Source organism: Streptomyces sp. SCL15-4 (assembly GCF_033366695.1).
GTDB lineage: Bacteria > Actinomycetota > Actinomycetes > Streptomycetales > Streptomycetaceae > Streptomyces.
The window spans coordinates 8,389,193-8,407,425 of sequence record NZ_JAOBTQ010000001.1; the positions used below are offsets into that span (position 1 = coordinate 8,389,193).

Annotated in this window: 13 protein-coding genes; 8 read left to right on the plus strand and 5 right to left on the minus strand. The window is 70.4% G+C overall.

Annotated features, from left to right (window positions below):
- Positions 1-25 precede the first annotated feature (25 nt).
- Positions 26-871 (minus strand): hypothetical protein, encoded by an 846-nt coding sequence (locus tag SCK26_RS37730; protein WP_318205865.1) that lies wholly within the window; start codon positions 869-871, stop codon positions 26-28.
- Positions 872-1,006: 135 nt separating this feature from the next.
- On the opposite strand from SCK26_RS37730, the gene SCK26_RS37735 reads away from it, so the two are divergent.
- From SCK26_RS37735 to SCK26_RS37745, 3 genes are all read left to right on the plus strand, one after another.
- Positions 1,007-2,329: an exonuclease SbcCD subunit D gene (locus tag SCK26_RS37735; protein ID WP_318205866.1), complete on the plus strand. Its 1,323-nt coding sequence runs from the start codon at positions 1,007-1,009 to the stop codon at positions 2,327-2,329.
- A gap of 5 nt (positions 2,330-2,334) precedes the next feature.
- The gene (locus SCK26_RS37740) at positions 2,335-5,505 is read left to right on the plus strand and encodes an SMC family ATPase (protein ID WP_318205867.1); all 3,171 of its coding nucleotides are present in this window, start codon (positions 2,335-2,337) and stop codon (positions 5,503-5,505) included.
- Positions 5,506-5,661: 156 nt separating this feature from the next.
- The gene (locus tag SCK26_RS37745) at positions 5,662-8,091 is read left to right on the plus strand and encodes a DEAD/DEAH box helicase (RefSeq protein ID WP_318205868.1); all 2,430 of its coding nucleotides are present in this window, start codon (positions 5,662-5,664) and stop codon (positions 8,089-8,091) included.
- 177 nt (positions 8,092-8,268) lie between these two features.
- On the opposite strand, the gene SCK26_RS37750 is transcribed toward SCK26_RS37745, so the two are convergent.
- On the minus strand, positions 8,269-8,766 hold the full coding sequence (locus SCK26_RS37750) for a hypothetical protein (RefSeq protein ID WP_318205869.1): 498 nt from the start codon (positions 8,764-8,766) through the stop codon (positions 8,269-8,271).
- A gap of 308 nt (positions 8,767-9,074) precedes the next feature.
- On the opposite strand from SCK26_RS37750, the gene SCK26_RS37755 reads away from it, so the two are divergent.
- The 4 genes from SCK26_RS37755 to SCK26_RS37770 all read left to right on the plus strand — a co-directional run bounded on the left by SCK26_RS37755 (position 9,075) and on the right by SCK26_RS37770 (position 13,014).
- Positions 9,075-10,451: a hypothetical protein gene (locus tag SCK26_RS37755; RefSeq protein WP_318205870.1), complete on the plus strand. Its 1,377-nt coding sequence runs from the start codon at positions 9,075-9,077 to the stop codon at positions 10,449-10,451.
- 410 nt (positions 10,452-10,861) lie between these two features.
- Positions 10,862-11,071 carry a hypothetical protein gene (locus SCK26_RS37760; protein ID WP_318205871.1) on the plus strand — a complete coding sequence of 70 codons (210 nt, stop codon included), beginning with the start codon at positions 10,862-10,864 and terminating at the stop codon, positions 11,069-11,071.
- 11 nt (positions 11,072-11,082) lie between these two features.
- Positions 11,083-12,144, plus strand: coding sequence for a hypothetical protein (locus SCK26_RS37765; protein WP_318205872.1), 1,062 nt, complete (start codon positions 11,083-11,085; stop codon positions 12,142-12,144).
- Positions 12,145-12,477: 333 nt separating this feature from the next.
- Entirely contained in the window at positions 12,478-13,014 is a 537-nt protein-coding gene (locus SCK26_RS37770; RefSeq protein ID WP_318205873.1) for a hypothetical protein, read from the plus strand.
- A gap of 56 nt (positions 13,015-13,070) precedes the next feature.
- Here SCK26_RS37770 and SCK26_RS37775 read toward each other — a convergent pair whose 3' ends face one another.
- Both SCK26_RS37775 and SCK26_RS37780 read right to left on the minus strand, forming a co-directional pair.
- Positions 13,071-13,991 carry a helix-turn-helix transcriptional regulator gene (locus SCK26_RS37775; protein ID WP_318205874.1) on the minus strand — a complete coding sequence of 307 codons (921 nt, stop codon included), beginning with the start codon at positions 13,989-13,991 and terminating at the stop codon, positions 13,071-13,073.
- A 9-nt stretch (positions 13,992-14,000) separates the two neighbouring features.
- Positions 14,001-14,291, minus strand: a complete 291-nt coding sequence (locus SCK26_RS37780) for a hypothetical protein (protein WP_318205875.1) — start codon at positions 14,289-14,291, stop codon at positions 14,001-14,003.
- A 715-nt stretch (positions 14,292-15,006) separates the two neighbouring features.
- Between SCK26_RS37780 and SCK26_RS37785 the strand changes: the two genes are divergently transcribed.
- Entirely contained in the window at positions 15,007-15,750 is a 744-nt protein-coding gene (locus SCK26_RS37785; RefSeq protein ID WP_318205876.1) for a TIGR02391 family protein, read from the plus strand.
- Positions 15,751-16,354: 604 nt separating this feature from the next.
- Here SCK26_RS37785 and SCK26_RS37790 read toward each other — a convergent pair.
- Complete coding sequence (locus SCK26_RS37790; protein WP_318205877.1) at positions 16,355-17,296, minus strand: hypothetical protein; 942 nt, start codon at positions 17,294-17,296, stop codon at positions 16,355-16,357.
- Between the last annotated feature and the right edge of the window lie 937 nt (positions 17,297-18,233).

Consider the following 18,233-nt stretch of genomic DNA (forward strand, 5'->3'; position numbering starts at 1 on the left):
GAGAAGGGGCTGCGGGGGATGGGAGTCAGGCGCGGGCCGACCGCAGATGCGTCACACCCCGCAGGGGCGCGCCGAACAGCTGCTCGTCGTCACCGAGGGACTTACGGGCCCGCCGCGCGGCTGCCGCCCGGGTGGCACGGTCGGCGTCCGTATGCACGTCCAGCTCGGTCTGGGCGGCGCCAAGCACCTGCTGGGGATCCAGCGCCCCCTCATGGCCGGAGGCGTTCCTCGGCATGGCGTCGGGGATGTTGACGGCGAAGCGCCACAGCAGCCGCATGGCCTCCGGACTGGGCCCGGCCGCTGTGGACTCGGCCGCGGAGTGCACCGCTTCTGCGATGCGGATCGCGCTGGTGAGGAAGTCCACGCGCGGTGACAGCGGGCCGATGATGCGCTGCTCCAGCGTCCAGGTGCTGATGGTGATCAGTGCCCGCACCGGTGTCAGCAGGTCGTGTGCCAGTGCCGGGCACAGATAGTACGGCCGGGCACCGGGACTGGAGCGGTAGGAGCGCTCCTCGTCCCGGCGCAGGCTGGAGAGCTTGGACGCGGACAGCTCTCCCGGGAAGAACGCCTCGTGCACGCCGACGATCAGCTTGGGGGCGGCCGGGGCCCCGAGGAGCATCAGGGCGCGGTGGACGTGTTCGCGTGCCGGGAGCTGCGATCCCTGGGCGGCTGGAGCCGCTTGCGGGACGGAACGGGGCGAGGCAGCTGCCGGTTCACCGGCATCGACGAGGGCGTCCCAGGCCCGCTCGGCGCGGCGCAGCTGCATGCGCAGCTCCCCGGCCCGTTCGGCGTCACCGGCGGCGGCGGCGTCGCGGATCGCGCGGCGCAGGGTGCCGATGCTCTTCTCCAGGGCGTCCAGCGGATCACTCATGTACCAGACGCTACCAGGGGTTCCAGAGTTTTCCAGACTTCTTCCTGTGATTCGCGGTACAGTCGGCGTCACCGAACCTCCGGCCGCGGCGGCGCAACCCGCGCTGCCCTGCAGGCCGTTCCTCTGGAGGCACCCGTGACGGGACGCGTATTCCACACCTCCGACTGGCACCTGGGCCGCCAGATCGGCCGACATCGACGTGACAGCGAGGTCGACGCCGTCCTGGACGAAATCATCGCCATCGCCGAGGACTACGCCCCCGACCTAATCGTGCACAGCGGCGACCTCTTCGACAGCCCCCGGCCGAGCCTGGACGACATGCGCCGCGCGGCCCAGGCACTGCGCAGCCTCGGCACGATCGCGCCCGTGGTCGTGGTCGCCGGCAACCACGACACCACTCACGTCCTGACGTTCCTGGAGTACGTCCTCAACGACATGGGCGCCCGCGAAGGAGACCAGAGCCGGGTCCGCTTCGCCACCGATGCTCACCCCGACAGACTGCTCGTCGCCGAGTACCCGACCAGGAACGGGGAGTTCACCCTGCGCATCGGCGCACTGCCCTACCTGCACCCCAACCGCTTCACCTACGACTTCGCCGACCCCGCCCTGACCACCGCGACCTACGCCGAACGGATGCGCACCGTCCAAGCCGAGGTCTACCGTCGTCTGACCGCCGACCGAGGCCCCCGGGACGTCCTCGTCTACGCCGCCCACCTGTTCATCGAAGGAGCCCTCCCGTCCTACTCGGAGCGGCGCATCTCCCTGAACACCGAGTACGCGGCCGCAGCCGCGGACCTGCCCGACGTCGCCTACGGCGCCCTCGGCCACATCCACAAACCCCAGCCCGTCGGCCGTTCCGGATTCCCCGCCTACTACGCCGGCAGCCCCCTGCAGATGGACTTCGGCGAGACCGGCGACACCAAGAGCGTCGTACTCGCCGAGATCGGCCCGGATACCAATCCCCGCATCGAACTCGAACCGCTGACCGCAGGCCGCCGTCTGGTCCGCCTCGAAGGAACCCTGGAACAGATCGCCCACCGCGCCGTCCGCGTGGGGGACGCCTGGGTGAAAGCGGTGGTGAACGTCGACGTCTTCGACCCGTCCCTGCCGGACACCCTCGCCAAGATGCTGCCGCACGCGACGCTCGTCGACATCGACGAGCGCCGCACCGGCACAGCACACCGCGTGCTGGACCGGCAGACCTCCGCCACCGAACTGCCCGACATCGACGACCTGCTGCACGACTACCTCGCCGACCGCGGCACAGGCGGCCCGGCCTTGGACCGCGCCATGGCCGCCTTCGCCCACCTGCGAGCCGAACCCGACCCCGATGACCCCGCACCGTGCTGCGAGGAGACGCTGCTGACCGCGGCCATCGCCGGCCAACCCCTCGACACCCTTGACCGCTCCAGCCTGCTGACCGGCATCGACACCACCGACGCGGAGACGACGCGATGAAACCGATGACACTCACCCTCACCGGATTCCGCAGCTACCCCGCCCAGACCACCGTCGACTTCACCGGTAAGAGCCTGGTCGCGGTCCTCGGCGACACAGGCGCTGGCAAGAGCAGCCTGCTTGACGCCATCGCCTTCGCCCTGTTCCGCAAAAGCTCCTGGGACGCCAAGGAACCCCGGCAGCTCATCGCCGACGGGGCACAGGCCATGAGCGTCGAACTCACCTTCGTACACGATGGGCAGAACTGGCGTGTCCACCGCACCATGCACGCCACCAACCCAAACGCGGGCCGGCACCACCTGAAAAACCTGGACACCGGCGAGGAGACCGACGGCGCCACGGCCGTCGACAACCGCATCAAGACGGTGCTGCAGATGAGCTACGACACCTTCCTGCGGGTCGGGCTGCTCCCGCAGGGCAGGTTCGACCAGCTCCTCACCGCCGCTCCCAAGGAGCGCAGCGAACGGCTCCGCGAACTGTTCGGTGCCGAATCACTGGAAGCAGTCCGGAGCCTGGCCGCCCGCCACGGCCGCACGCTCCAGCAACTCCTGGGCGACGCGAAAGCCAAACGGGCTCCCATGCCGGACAACCCGCAGGAGACGGCCGCCGCAGCCGGAGCGGCCGCCGACGCGGCCACAGCCCAGTCCGAACACCTGAACACCGCCGTCGTCTGTATCACGGCACTGCAGGAAGAGATCTCGCAAGCCCGGGACACCGCGGCGGCCGCCACCAGCGCCTATCAGAGCCTGGCAACACGCCAGGTGACCGACGCCGGCACCATCCTCAACACGCTCGAGTGCGCCGCCAACGACCTCACCACACGGCGCGACCTCCTCAACCGGCGTGCCGAACAGGCTGCGACCAGGGAAGAGGAACTGACCGAAGCGATCACCGAGGCGGAAAAGCAAGGAGAAGGCCGGGACGCCCTCGCCCAGGCCGCGATGCTCCTGAAAACCCTCGCAGAAACCGCCGAGGAACACCGAGACGAACGCGACCGGCTGGCCTCCCTCACCACACAGCTCGACGACGAACACGATGCCATCGCCACGGGTGAAGCGGAACTGGCCGAACGGGCCGCACACGTCGAAGCGACAGCAGAGGTAGCCCGCACCGCGACCCAGACCAGCAAGCAGATCCGCACCCACAGCACCACTGTCCGCACCGCGTTGGACGCGGTCCTCTCGGCGGCCCGGCGCGTCGCTGACACCGCGCGCGCCCATGCCACCGCAGTGGGCCGGCAGAAATCCGCCCACAAAAACCTCGGCCCGGCGGAGGCCGAGGCATCTGCGGCCCACAAAGATCTCACCGCGGCTGAGACACACCTGGAGGTGCTCCGGCTGCGGAAAAAGGCAGCCGCGATCGCCGCCGACCTCCACCCCGACGACGACTGCCCTGTATGCCGCCGGCAACTTCCGGCCGACTTCCACCCCACAACGGCCGACGCGGAAGAACTGACCGAAGCGCACACACAACGAGAGCAGGCCAAGAGCGCACACGACAGGGCCATCGACCTGCGCGCCGAAGCCCGCGCCGCCGTGACCGCCGCCGATAAAGCGGTACTCGAACGTGACCACGAGCACCAAAGCGCACAGCAGACGGCGCAGGAGACGACCCAGGAAGCGGAACGAGCCTTCCGAAGCCTGGAGGCTCTGGCCACCGAGGCAGGCACAGACTTCGACGCCCGATCAGCCTTGACCGCCGCTACCGCACCCGCCGCTAGCACCACCGCATCACCGCACCAGCAGCACCTCGAGCAGGACACCGCAGCGATCACCCACGCCATCGCCGCATGCGAAAACGCGGCCACCGCCCACGCCGAAAAGCTGCAGGCCGAAACGCACCGCCACACCGCTGGAATCGAAGCGGACCGCAAAACACTGGCAGAACGCAAGAAAACACACCACCGCGACAAAGAAGATGCATCCGCAGCTCAAGAGCGGCATGCCCGGGCCGTAACAAGGACCGCCGCCGACATCGGCATGCTTCCCGCGCGCATCCAGGCGATGCTGCCCCACGACCCGATCGACATCGTCGTCGGACAGACGGACGCCGCCACCACAGCCGTCAACGCTCGCCAGACCGAACTCCAAGAGCTGCTCGACCAGAGAGAAGCAGCCCGAGCGGAGAAGGCCGCGGTACTCGCCGACCAGCGCACCCTCGACCACGACACCCACGCCCGCCTGGCACGCCCCCTCGACAGATTGCGTGCCAACCTCGACGCGTGGGCCCAGGCCGCAGACCAAGCTCGCACCCGACTCGAAGAGGCCGACCGGCCAACGCTGCCAGAAGCTCCCACCCAGCCGACGATCGCCGAGGTCCGCAACTACGCCGCCGCCCTATTGACGACGACCTCAGTACTCGGCGACAAGCTCATCGAGCGAGCCACCACGGCGACAGAACGCGCATCCGCCGCCGAAAGCCGCCTCGGCGAGCATGCAGCCGCACTCGCCGACATCGACGACTTCGACGCCTCAGCCGACCTGACCACACCCAAATCACTTCACCCCCTCGTTGCCGCAGCCGCGCAGGCAACCAAAGAAGCCGAAGACCAGCGCTGCAAACAGCGAGAAGCGCAGGACCTGATCAAACCGGCCGCTGACTTGGACTTCGCCATCACCGCAGGCGAAGCCCGCTATGAAGCCCTCGAGGTACTACGCCGCGAACTGGTCGACGCCAAGTTTCTGGGCCACCTCACCACCCTGCGAACCCGCGCACTGCTCGGCGTCGCCAGCGACCTGCTCGGGCAGATGTCCGACGGTCGATTCGGTTTCGCAGATGACTTCGACATCATCAGCCGCAGCTCCGGGGTCGCACACCACCCAAATCGCCTGTCGGGAGGGGAGAAGTTCATGGCGTCCCTCGCCTTGGCCCTGGCACTTGCCGAACTGCATTCCCGCAGCGGGCCGACTCTCGGCTCCCTCTTCCTCGACGAGGGCTTCGCCGCTCTCGACAGCACCGCCTTGGACCTGGCACTGGAGGTACTGCGCGCCCAGGCCGGCGGTGACCGCCTGGTAATGGTGATCAGCCACCTGCACGCCGTCGCCGAGGCCGTCGACGATGTGCTGTGGGTGGAGCGGACCACCGCCGGTTCATCCGCCCGGTGGCTCACACCGGCTGAGCGAGACGACATGGCCCAGGACAACCTCGCCAGCGGACTGCACTCCCAGGCGCGATAACCAACACAGGGCACGGAAGGGCTGACCGGAAACGGCTGGGAGACACCGCCGGGCTCCTCTGCGCACGGCTGGCCTGCCGTGCGGTCCCAGGCCAGGTAGCCTCGGCGGTTCGCCGTCTACCCGGCCGCCGCCTGCTTCGGATCGAGGAAGAGCTGTATGACTGTGGTGGAATTGCCGAGGCCCGGCCGCCCCGAGCGGTCGCGGCTCTTCCCCGACCAGGCCGAGGCCGTTAAGCGGCTGGCACGGCACCTGCGGCGCGCGGGGACGCGGGGACTGTTCGTGTCGGCGACGGGTACTGGCAAGACGCTGGTGTCGATCCGGGTGGCGGACGAACTCAGCGCGCGGCTGGTGCTGTTCGCGGTCCCCACCCTGGACCTGGCCGCGCAGACTGCACTGGCCTGGCGCCGCGACGGCCACGGCGAGCACATGGTGATCGTCTCCTCGCTGGACGCCGCCGGCCGCGATGACCTGGTTGCCGCGCGCGTTGGCTCGACCAGCGACCCGCTCGCGCTGGCGGCGGCGATGTCGGTAGTGGGGGAGGGGCCCGACCAAATCCAGGCTTTGACGGTGATCTGCACCTACGACTCCCTGGACAAGATCGAGCAGACCCAGAGCAGCGGGTACGCGGTGCCGCCGTTCGACCTGGCGGTCATGGACGAGGCACACCGGATCGCCGGCCGCGCCGACAAGAAGTGGGCGATCGTCAACGACGCGAAGCGAATCCGCGCGGACCGCCGCCTCTACATGACTGCCACCCCCCGCATCTTCGGCGCCCCCGAGCTGGCGGAGTCCGCCGACATCACCCGCCCCCGCCGCCGACGCCCGCAGGGCCCGGAGCTGGACGCGTTTGCCAACTCCATGGACAACGAGGCCGTCTACGGCAAGAAGGTCTTTGAGTACCCGCTGGCGCAGGCGGTCGCCGATGGCCGGGCGGCGGACTACCGCATTGTGGTGCCCACCCTCACCGACACCGACCTGTGCCGCCGCCTGAACCTTCCCACCCCCGCTGCCCCCGGGGACGGCAGCGGCGAGTATCAGGACGGTGCGTTGCGCACCACCGCCCTGCACCTCGCGGTCCTGCGTGCTATGACCGAGCACGGTCTGAAGAAGGTGCTGGTCTACTTCAACCTCGTCTCCGACGCCCGTCGCTTCGCCCGCGAACTCCCCCACACCCTGCGCCTGCTGGCCAAAAGCGACCCCAGCCTCAGCCCGGGCACCGCCCCCGCTCTGTTCTTCGCCCACGGCGAGCACACCCTCGCCCAACGTGCCGATATCTTCGATTCCTTCGCTACCGCTGACTGCGCGATCCTCGCCAACTCGAAGCTGATTGCCGAGGGCGTCGACATCCCCAGCGTCGACGCGATCGTCTTCGCCGACCCCACCCGCAGCGTCACCCGCTGCGCCCAGGCCCTCGGCCGTGCCCTGCGCCTGGACGTGTCCGGCAAGACCGCCTCGCTGATCGTCCCCGTCTACATTCCGTCCGGCGCCGACTGGGAGGACATCCTCGGCACCGCCTACGAGCCAGTGTGGGCGATCGCCTGCGCGCTGGCCAGCCACGACCACCGCATCCTCGAACGCCTCCCCGACAAGGCCAACCGCCTCCCGAAAGAGACCAGCGACGTCATCGAACGCCGCTGGCACTTCGACTTCACCGTCCACCCCGAACGCATCGCGCGCGCAATGGACCTGGCCTCCTTCGACCCCCGCGACCCGGCCACATCCCGCTCCCGCCGCCTCGGCCTCGCTGCCGCCCAGTCCTATCGCGACCAGCACGGCCACCTCGACGTCCCCGCCGACTACACCGACCCCACCGGCTACACCTTGGGCACCTTCATCAGCACCATGCGCGACGCCCGCACAGCCGGACGCCTGGAAGCCGACTGGACCGCCGAACTCGACGCGCTGGGCATGATCTGGGACAAGCACGACGCCGCCTGGCGCGCCCGCCTCGCCGCGGCCGCCGACTACCTGCGCGCCCACGGTCACCTCGCCGCCCCCGCCACCACCCCCGTGGGCGCCTGGCTCGCCGAACAACGCCACCTCGCCACCAAGGGCGAACTCGACACCGCCCGCGCCGAGGCCCTTACCGCCCTCGCCCCCGACTGGCGCCTGCCGCACGGAGCGGACTGGCACCGCAAATACCACCTGCTGCGCGCCCACCTCGCCTCCGGCGCCGACCCCGCCGCCCTCACCCGCGACACCGTCCTCGCCGGCGTGAAGATCGGCTCCTGGCTGGGGCGCCAGCTCACCACCTGGCCCACCCTTACCCCCGGCCAGCAGCAGCTGATGACCGCCCTCAGCCTCACCCCCGAGGCCAACCCGCTCGTCCCCGCCCGCCGTACCCGCCGAACGTTCGAGGAGACCGTCCAGCTCCTGGAGCTCTTCCTGCACCGCGAGGGCCGCGTTCCCGCCGCTCGGGAGACGGTCCGCGTGGACGGCGACACCGTCAAGCTCGGCGCCTGGCTGGCCAAGGCCCGCCACCGGCACCGCGCCGACCAGCTCCCGGACCACCACGTACGCCTGGTCGCCGCCCTGTTCGAGGGGGACTGGACGGCCGAGGACGCCGCCCCTGCCGCCCTGCTGTAGCCCCTTGAAGACCTGCGCAGTGGTTCGTCCCCGAGTCGTACGCCATTGCTGGATGGGCCTTCCCGTCCCGCTGGTCCAGGAGGCCCTGCCCTAGGGAGGAAGGCCTGCCAGGGCCGCGTTGCCGCTACCAGGGGGCGCGGTTACCGTGGCCGCCGCGCGCCAGCTGCTGGGGCACCGTCAGCCGCCCTTCTCTCTCGAGCCGACGCAGGGTGCGCCGGACCCTGCCGACGCGGGGGAGGGGGCTTTGCCGGTACAGGCTCTGCTCCATGAGGTCTCGCAGCCACCACGTCCGGTCGGCGTCGCGGAAGATGACCAACGCCGGCCGGGACCACTCTGGGGAAGGGACGGGGAGATGGATGTGGTCGGCGACACCGGGGGCAGCATGTTCGCGAGCAGGTGGCGCTCCCCCATGGTGTCGGTCTCTGAGTCGTAAGTGATCAGGTAGACGTTGTGTATGGGGCGCTCACTGCCGTTGGCCGCACTGGCGATCCAGTAAGGCGCGGCGAGGTCGTACCCGCAGCAGTCGCCGCGTTCATCGCGGCAGACCACTGCTTCGGCTTCTGAGCGGCTTTCTTTGTTCTGCGCGCGCCGCAGGGTGACGGCGCCGACCCACAGCGCTCCGGTGCTGCCGAGTCCGCTGACCCAGGCAGGGATCGTTCCCCAGTCGATGTCCATGCCTGCACCGTGTCCTGGCCAGCCGCACGAGACGTGCGTCTTGAGCGACTTCTGAGCTCTCCGCGGGCGTTGCGGGACCCGCGCGCGGCGAAGCGCCCTGGCAGCCGCAGGGGCAGACCGGTCAACACCGCGATATGCGTGGCGTAGTGGCCGCCGTCGGGTGCCACCCCAGGGCGACGGCCGCCTCCCCCGCAGCTGCGAAAACCTGTCCCGAAATCGCTGTGCCGATCCGTTTTCCAGTCGTGTACTACTGGGCATCAATAGTGCTGTAGCCAAGTACAGCACTTGAGTTGAGGAGGGGGAGCACGTTGGTCTACGACATTCGTCCGCTCGCGAACGGGCTGCGGACGGACCACCCGGTTCCGGGTCTGCCGTTCGTCGACGACTCGCACCTGCCGCTCGATGACGGCCCCGAAGCCATTGAGGCGGTCGGCCGCAACAGGGGCGAAGGCATGTGGGGCCGCTGCGACACCTCCCACGAGGGAGGCTGGCTGGCCTTCACCACCGACCCGATCGCCCACCACCTGGGCTGGGCCGTGCGCTACCACCCCGAGCACGGCCGCACCGTCCTCCTGCTCCGCGACGAGGACACCGCCAGCCTGCACACCTACTGGTCCGGCGCCCCGCTGCTGTTCCGGGCCGGCGGCTACTGGTGGGACGGCGACACTTGGTACCGGCCCGGCCAGATCTGGGACCCGGTCACCGAGGACTACGCACGCCACACGGCACGCGCCACCGCCACCGTCCACGCCGCCGACATGCTCGACGGCCACGCCCACCCCGACCGCGCCCACCTGCACAAGGTCGCCACCTTCGACCCGGCCACCGCCACGCCGCAGAACTGGATCGACGACCTGACCCGGTGGGCGCAGCGCCACCAAAAGCAGGACGATCCCCTGCCGCTGGAGAAGTGCGTCGTCGACCTGGCCAGCCCCGAACTCGCCGGAGACCGGCTGCTCGGCGTGCCCGAGATGGCCGCACTCGGCGGCATCACGGCCTCCACCCTGCGCGGCTACATCTCCCGCGGCGAGAACGACATCCCCCTGCCCCAGGCGATTGTCGGCGGCCGCGCCCAGTGGTCCCGCCCGGTCGCCGAAGACTGGACCGAAGCCCGGCGCCGCTCCTCCGAAGGGCTGAAGGAGGCCATGTCGGCCGGCGACCGCCACCATCTCGCTCCAGGAGCGGCCCAGATCCGCGACCGGCTCAGCGAGACCTTCTTCCGCTACCTGTGGAAGCGCCCCGACATCCGCAAACGCTGGTCCCTGCGCCACCGCAACGAGCCGAACGTGCGGGAAGTGGCCGACCAACTCGCCTTCGACGTCGCCGACAACCTCCGGCAGGTCATCCCCACCGACGCCCTCGGCCCGACCATCCGCCACGCCGTCCTGGAGGACTTCACCACCTCGCTGCGCACCGCCAAACGCCGGGGCGGTGAACTCAAGGGCTTCGACCTCATGCTGTCGCTGCCCCTGGCGAAGATGGTCAGCTGGTTCATCCAGCACTTCCCGACCTCGGCCCAGTGGTACCTCGGCGAGATCATGAGCGAGGCGGACCGGCAACTCGACATCCCTGCTCAGGTGTCCGGCGAAGCGCTACGGCGGTCCGCGATCACGAACGGGGACCTCGACGCCCAGGCGGCGAAAGAGTTCTTCTCCCGTCTGGAGCCGAGGGAACCGGAGAGCTGAGACCACCAGCGGACACCGGGGAGAGGTGTGGCAGTTAGGGCGCAGGAGCGTCCCGAGCCTGCACGGCCCGCCCTGTGAGGTGTCCGTGTACCGCACGGGGGATGGACGCCAGGCGTTCGTTCCGGTGCGGTAGCAACGTCCGAGAGGCTCTCCAGACGGAGCCCCGCCCGCTCGCGGGCGGGGCTCCGTCTGGAGAGCCGAGGCGGTAACACCCCTCAGCCACACCCCTCGAGACCGCCCGGTCCGCTCCTCACCCCTGCCGGTCATCGCGGATCCAGAACACGGACAACCCGCCACCTCCATCCCCGCCGGGTGGTCCACAACAGCCCACGCCCTGCGGCGAGCCGGGGAGGCCATAACTCCCCTTCGACCAATTGGCGTTGTCAGTGCCGCGCCGTAGGGTGCCGGGCATGGCCCATTCCTGGACACGCCTGCATGAGCATCTCGGGGCTGCGCCCGGCCCCCTGGACTTCGAAATGGTCGCCAAGGCGGCCGCCGACCGGCTGACGGAGTCCGACGACCTGGACTGGAAGGAACAGCTTCCCCAGCCCCCGCGGGAGGGCCGCTGGAACGAACTGGCCAAGGACGTCGCCGCGATGGCCAACACCCGCGGCGGCTGATCATCTTCGGCGTGCGGGATGCCTCGTGCGAGCTGGTCGGTATCGACCCCGACGAGGTGAACGTCGAGCAGTACGCCCAGTGGGTCCGCAACCACGTCCAGCCCTACCTGCCCGACCTCACCTTCACGGTCCTCACCTCGGTCGACGGCTCCACCAGCGTCCTCGTGGCCGACGTCCCGGCCAGCCCCATGGCACCCCATCTCGTCTACGGCACCGCCGCCCGGGACAAGGACCAGCAGGCCGCCGTCGCCCCCTACCGCGACCGCGACCACACCGCCTGGATGGCCGAGCACCAACTCGAACGCGCCTACCGCGACCGCTTCATCCGCGCTCAGCACGCCGAGGACGAAGCACACTACTTGCTCGCCCACGCCAAGGAGACCGTGGCCGCCCAGCACAGTGAGCCGGCCGCCTACTTCTTCGCCCTGGCCCGCCCCGAGCGCCCGCTGCCGCGCACCGCTCCCCGCCTGACCCGCGAAGAGACCACCGCCGTGGCCCAGGCTGCCCGCCGCCGGGGCCGTGATCCGATGCGGCCCGGCCCCCTGGCCAGCCTGGAGGTCGTCACCGGCAACCCGCGGCCCGGACTGCGCCGCTGGGTCCTCAGCACTCTCCTCCTGCAGGGCGCCCGCGAGGTCCACGCCGAACTGCACCACGACGGGACCGTGCTGCTGGCCGCCAGCGTCTCCTGGAACGCCGTACGCAACCTGGCCGCCGACGACATGCCCGATACGGGCGTCGCGGTGTCCCAGGACTTCATCGGCGCCTGCTGCCGCGACCTGACCACCACCGCCTGGGAACTGGCCCGCCGACTGCGGGTAGACAGTGCGCTGCAGCTGACCGCGAGCCTCGCCACCGTCACCCTTTCTCCCACGACGCCGCCGCCCGCCTTGGTTCCGGTTGTTACCGGATTCGGCGGCTTCACCGACGTTCCCGGCCACGCCCGTCACCCCCGCCGGATCCAGCCCGTCACCGCCACTCTGACTCCGCTCGACGAGGTCGAGGCCCTGCAGGAGACCGCACAGGAGCTGTTCACCGACGTGATGAACCAGTTCGGCCTCGACCCGCAGCTCTAACGCCCCCGTACGCCCGTCCCACGCCGAGCACGGTGACGTCCACGCCCCGCACCGCGCGGCGCTCCCAGCCCGGGGCATTTCGCACATCGTCCCGGCACTGGGATCCGGCAGGCCGGCCGTCGCGCCGTGACTCCGGCACGACGACCGTCGTTGTCCCGGCTGGTGCCGCCCCTTCGCGCTGTGACGGTGCCCGGCCGAGTGCCGCGTCAGCCCACGACTGACGCGGACAGGTAGGCCCTAGACGCGCCGCGTCACTCACAGCGCCCCGCCCGTGTGGCCACGCCACCCAGCAGGCGCCGGATCGTGGGACCGGCCGTAAGGGACGGCACGGCCATGACCTCCACCCACCCGCGCAAGCGACCGCAGCGGCGCAGCGAGATCCCCCACGGCCCGCAGCAGGACACCGGCCTGCAGCAGATCCGGGACACCCTGCCGCCCGCACCCGCCCCCTGCACGGTCAAGCCCGCCCCGCGCTCGGTGGGCGACGAGGTGCCCCCGGAGCTGCTGGCGCTGGTGACCCACCACTGCCGCCGCATCAACGCCTACCTCGCCCGCGCCCAGCACCTGCAGACCCTGCACGGCGACAGCATGAAGCAGTGGCAGCGCCTGGTCCTGTACGCCCTGACCGACGCTCTCGCCCACAACCACCTCCTGGTCGGCACCCTCGCCGCCTACCTCCAGCGCCGAGACCTCGACCCGGACCTGCTGCGCCGCTACCTGCAGTCCCCCGACCCCGACCGCTACATCACCGTTGAGGCCGTCCAGCACCTCGACGGCCTCACCGGCGCCGTGCCCGAGGAAGCGGCCGAGGAAGCGGCCGAGCCGGTCTGGACGACCGTCGGTCGGCACATCGCCCGCGACGGCCGCTGACACACAAGGCCCCGCGCCTCGCGTTCCGTGCCTGGCGTACGCCGTCGGCCGGACGGTCAGGCGGCGCGAGGTACGGGTGCTGGCGGCGGTGGTGGTTCGGGGCTGCGGGCATGCAGGGCAGCCCCGGGCGGGTATCGACGCTGGAGGAGCCTTGCGGCGCCGTCGGGGAAGCGCGTGAGGAGCTCGTCTTCGTCGGCGCAGAGCCAGCCGGAGAAGGAGACGGCATCGACGCCCCCGGGTAGGGCGGCGCCGTTGCGCCGGACGCGTTCAGCGACGACGTAAGCGACGCCGATGGCGAGGGCGGTCTCGACGTCGCCGGCGGACAGGGAGTCGAGCAGGTTCCTGAACCGGGGGCTGATCTTGTCGGTGTAATGGGACAGCCGCGGTGGGGGCGCAGGGGTCACACGCACGCCCCGGACGGCGCAGAAGCGGCTGTAGGCCTCGGCGTACAGCCGCTGCTCGGCCGGGCTGACGCCGCAGGCAGTCAGAAACGTCACGAGTTGCTCGAGGCTGGCGGGCAGGCCCTTGCGGTGCACGATCCGCCAGGCGGTGGTGGGCGGCAGCGGCGGCCGGTGGGGGACTCTGCGGCTGAGTTCCCGCAGGGAGGGGGCGCCGGCTCGCTCGTACGCCGCGGCCAGCGCGGCGCCGAGGTCGTCCTCGGTGTGGATGAGCGCGGGTTTGGGTGCGTTGAGAGAGGGGAGCCGCCCGCGCAGCCCGGTGCGGCCGCGGTCGCGCAGCAGCCGGGCCCGGGTCTGGTCGGGCGCGCTGGCCCGGCACGCTCGCAGGTAGGCGTCGAGGACGGTGGGGGAGGGCGCCGCGGAGCCGGACTCGGCGCGCTGGACGGTGCCGCGGGAGATGCTGGCGGCCTCGGCCAGGGCGCGCTGGGTCAGCCGAGCGGCCCGGCGCAGGCGGACAAGGTGCTCGGCGAGGGCCGGGAAGGGGCCGTCCGGGGTGCTGGCGGGGTCAGAACGGGTCACGGCTCCCCCCTACCTGCCCGTGGTGGACCGCACCGCGGCCTCGATGAGGATCGTCATCAGTCGGCGGCCGCCGCCGGCCGCGGTGAGGGTGGCCGCGCCGATCAGCCCCAAGCCGCCCAGCAGCGCGAAAATGATGCTGAGTTGATGGCCGGCGAGGAACAGGCCAGTGCCCAGTCCCAGGACGGCGACCAGCAGGATCAGCGCGTGCGTAGGGCCGAAGCGTCCGGCGGCGCCACAGCTGCACGCCGGAGCCGGAGCCGGGGCCGGGCCGGCCGGGCGGGGAACAGGGAGGTCGCTCATGGTGCGGGGGTGTCCATCCTGACGGGGCCCGCCGACGAACACGTCGGGGACCGGGCTACTGGTCGCAAGGTGGCGCAGCCCAGGGGCAGTTGGCCCTGCCCCAGAGTGCGGGCTGCGCGGGCTCACAGCCTTCCACGCCCGAGCTGCGCGCCGCTCACCCTCGTGAGGGCTTTGCCGGATATGCGGCATCCTGGCCCCGGTGGTGTTCCGCATCCGCCGAACAATCCGTAAAGCACCTGTCCCGCGAAAGCGGGCCTGTTGACCACGACGTGAACGGCTGCTGCGCCCGCGGCGGCCCACTGTTTGTTCCAGCGGACTTGCGGCCAAGACCCCTTCAACAAGACGCTGCTCCTCGTACGCCACCAACAGCTACAGGTGGCCTCCTGACGGCTCCCGGTCGCAAGCCCAAACCCGCTTCAGGACCTCGGCAGACGCGTTGGCCCGCGCCCGCCGACACAGAAGCCGGCACCCTCCACGGTGCCGGCTTCCGCGCTACCCCCTGGGACTCGCCGCTCCTGGACCAGGCACGCACGGCCAGCACCCACGCGGCCTCCTACCCGCCGACAGCTCCGGTCGACTGCGTACGCCCGCCCCACCCTCCCGCAGGCGCGGTGGACCGAAAGCGGCATGTCGACCGACTAATAGTGCAGGCCCGGGCCCGAACGCCAGTGCCGCAAGTCCTGAATGTCAGTGCTGCGCCGTACGGTTGTGACTCATGAACTTTCAGTACATACCTCCGGTTCCGGCGGAGCAGGTCCGGCTGCTGCCCACGCGGGATGTCGCCCTCCTTCTTCTGCAGCACCTCGCCAGTGGTGCCGGATATCTCCAGTACGCGAGCGTCATGAACTCCGCGCGGCAGGCGTTCCTGGAAGAGCCGGATGTGAACGCGCTCGTGAACCGGCTGTCCGATGCCTGGTGCTGGCTGGAGGGGCAGGCGCTGCTGACGCGCGAGCCCAGCCAGTCCGAGGCGTTCCGTCGGATCTCCCGCGACGGTATGGACCTGGCGAAGGATCCGCAGGGCATCAAGCGGTTCGAGGCCCGCGAACGACTGTCGGGTCCCCTCCACCCGGCTCTGGAAGACACGGTACGCACCAACTTCGACCTGGGTGACTACGAGACGGCGTGCTTCGCAGCGATGAAAGCGGTCGAGGTCGCCGTCCGCGACGCCTCCGGACTCGACAACTCCCTGGTCGGCGTGAAGCTGATGCGGGAAGCGTTCCGACCGCACGAGAACGGCAAGACCGGCGGCGCCCTTGCCGACGCGGAAGCCGAAGGCGGCGAACAGACGGCCACCGCCAACCTGTTCGCCGGCGCCATGGGCGCCTACAAGAACCCCGCCAGCCACCGCACCGTCGACTTCGACGACCCCATCGAGGCAGCAGAGATCATCCAGTTCGCCGACCTGCTGCTGCGCCAGGTCGAACGCGCCAAGCGCCGCCAGCTTGCGGCAACGACATAAAAATCCGTACGTGATGCCCGAGCGAGGCTGGGCCTCCTGGTCAGGTGCCGGGTCGCACGGGAATTCCCGTGCCGGGACGTTCGGCGCGCAGACCCACCTCGGTCCGCCTGCTACCCCCGGCCCGCACTCGCGCCGGCCCGGATCTGGCCTCCTGATGCCGGGTCCGGGCCGGCGGGTGCGGTATTCCCTGTCTCTTCCGGGTGCGCCGCACCGAGGTCGCGGCCGCGTTCGAGGCGACGGCCACCAGCTGGGTCGGACGCGCGTGGTCAAGACCCAGCATCCCGAGCTGTCGGGCCAGAGTGCGGCAGGCGCGGGGTGGGCCGCACTCACCCAGGCCGAGAAGAACCTCGAGGCTGTCCGGCAGCGCGGTCGCCCGGTGCGGTGGGCAGGGCACGGAGTGCGATGTCGTACGCCATCGTGCCGAGGGCGAGGACTACGAGCGGCCACACGAGCGGGGACCCGGCCGGGACGGTGCCGTAGACCAGAGCCGTGCCGACGCTGCCGGTGCCAAGGACCGCGGTGCAGGCTGGAAGGCGCGGCAGGGCGAACCGCAGCACCACCTCCCGTCGCCGGACCGGGCGGGCTGAGATGGGGCGGCGGGCGCTCATCGCCCGCTCACAGTGCCCGTCTCGGCCTGTGAAGAGCGGCCGGTGATGCGCGCAGCGAGCTTCTTCACCTTCCGGCGGACCTTATTGCCCTGACGCTCCGGCTCCGCAGCACCGGCGACCATGGCCGCTTCGGCCCAGGTGACGACCCCGGGACAGCCGAGGGCGAGCATCACCGTCCGCTCGTCCGGGGAGAGGGCCTCCAGGATCTCGGCCAGGCGCGGGTTGTCGAGGACGGCCTCGATCCCGGTGTCGGCGGCAGCCTGTGCGGGGACCAGGTCGTACAGGGTCAGTCCGTCGCCGAGCGGGGTGTCGAGCAGCAGCAGCCGCTCCTGGGCGGTCTTGCGGCGCCATACCGGGGTGAGCTGCCGGTGGATGACGCTGGCCTCTGACTTCAGCTTGCGCAGGGCGTCAGGGGTGAGGCGGCCCTGGTCGAAGAGAGAATCCGCCCAGTTGCCGAGCAAGGCGGTGGAGACCGGCTCATTCCATCCGCTCCACCTCCCCAGCACATCCGATGTGAAGGAGCGGATGGTGGATCCGTCGCCGCCGAGGGCGGCCTCGCGGGCGCTCAGTGCCTGGATCACGTCGGGGACTGGGATGTTCAAAGTCCGGAACCCGGACTCGATGGTCTGGTTGGCCGGGTGGCCGGCCTTGAGTACCGCCATGCCGGTGGTGGTGGTGATCATCATGGGAGGGGCGACACGGTCGAACGGCTCCGGCAGCCCGAACGTGCCGTCCACGTCGAGAGCGACGCTTCCGTCCTCCCGGAGGGTCGCGGTATCGCCGTTGTTCTCGCTCCAGTGGGCCGGGAACAAGGCCGTGACCCCCGCGCCGCGATACGAGAAGTAGTTGAACTGGCTGATCCGCTCCGCCAGATCAGTGTGGACGGAGTCGTCGTCCTCGACCATGGTGTAACTGGGTGTCTGGTCTTCGGTGGCCATGGGCGTCTCCTTGTCGGGAACAATCCTTCTCCTCTCGGTCCCGGCACGGACCCAATCCGACACCGCACCCCTGATCTATTTTGTGATCTGAATCACAGCGCCCGAGATGCTCAAGGCCCGGCACATCTCCAGTGCCCGGGGCGTTGGCCCGTTCCCGGCGACGGGTGCCCGGTGGACGCGGCAGGCCCCCTCCCGGCCGGCACGAGACCGTCCCGGTACGCGGCGGCCGCGTACCACGCGTCCTGTCCTTCCTCGCCCGCCCCGGCCACACTGCGCGCGAACTCCACCAGCCGCTGCGACGCCGAGCGCTGCAGCGCCCACACCAGGGGCTCACGCACGGCGGCCACCGGCGGCTCCGGCACCCGGGCCGTCCCCGGCCGCACCGGTGGCGTCCCGGCCTCGGCGAACCACGCCAGCATGGCCAGCCGCTGATCACGGCCCTGCCGAAGATGCCGGGCCAGCGCCGCCGCCCCACGACCAGGGTGCGCCTGCTCCCGCCTCGTGGCGGCGCCTCGTCTCCGCAGCGCTCCTCGCCGGGGCCGTCCGCCACCTCGGGGTCTTCTGGCCGGCCTCGCAGTGACCTGGCAGCACGACTGGCACCCCCGATACCCGCCTGACACACACCCGCTGAGGCGATGTCAGGCGGGTACGGCTGCACAGAGATTGAGCACCCCTCCGTGCTCCCACCCGACACACCACAGACCCGTCCACCGTAATCTCCCGCTCAGGGAGGCACATACCCAAACCCGGATTCATTCAAAATTCTGAGACGAAGGAGTCGCCGGCTCGGAGCGTAAGCGGAGAGCCGGAAGACCATCCCCCCAACGTGCGGATCCAGCGAAAATTCTTGGGGAAGGAAACACGGCTCGGAGCGCAGCGCAGAGCCAACTCCTCGCAACGCGAGGAGTTCCACTTCTCTACCCGCGCGCAGCGCGGG

Bases quoted from the DNA above. Each gene is read 5' to 3' on its own strand.
- SCK26_RS37730 (WP_318205865.1), bottom strand. From the start codon at position 871: ATGAGTGATCCGCTGGACGCCCTGGAGAAGAGCATCGGCACCCTGCGC.
- SCK26_RS37740 (WP_318205867.1), top strand. From the start codon at position 2,335: ATGACACTCACCCTCACCGGATTCCGCAGCTACCCCGCCCAGACCACC.
- SCK26_RS37745 (WP_318205868.1), top strand. From the start codon at position 5,662: ATGACTGTGGTGGAATTGCCGAGGCCCGGCCGCCCCGAGCGGTCGCGG.
- SCK26_RS37750 (WP_318205869.1), bottom strand. From the start codon at position 8,766: ATGGACATCGACTGGGGAACGATCCCTGCCTGGGTCAGCGGACTCGGC.
- SCK26_RS37760 (WP_318205871.1), top strand. From the start codon at position 10,862: ATGGCCCATTCCTGGACACGCCTGCATGAGCATCTCGGGGCTGCGCCC.
- SCK26_RS37770 (WP_318205873.1), top strand. From the start codon at position 12,478: ATGACCTCCACCCACCCGCGCAAGCGACCGCAGCGGCGCAGCGAGATC.
- SCK26_RS37780 (WP_318205875.1), bottom strand. From the start codon at position 14,291: ATGAGCGACCTCCCTGTTCCCCGCCCGGCCGGCCCGGCCCCGGCTCCG.
- SCK26_RS37785 (WP_318205876.1), top strand. From the start codon at position 15,007: ATGAACTTTCAGTACATACCTCCGGTTCCGGCGGAGCAGGTCCGGCTG.
- SCK26_RS37790 (WP_318205877.1), bottom strand. From the start codon at position 17,296: ATGGCCACCGAAGACCAGACACCCAGTTACACCATGGTCGAGGACGAC.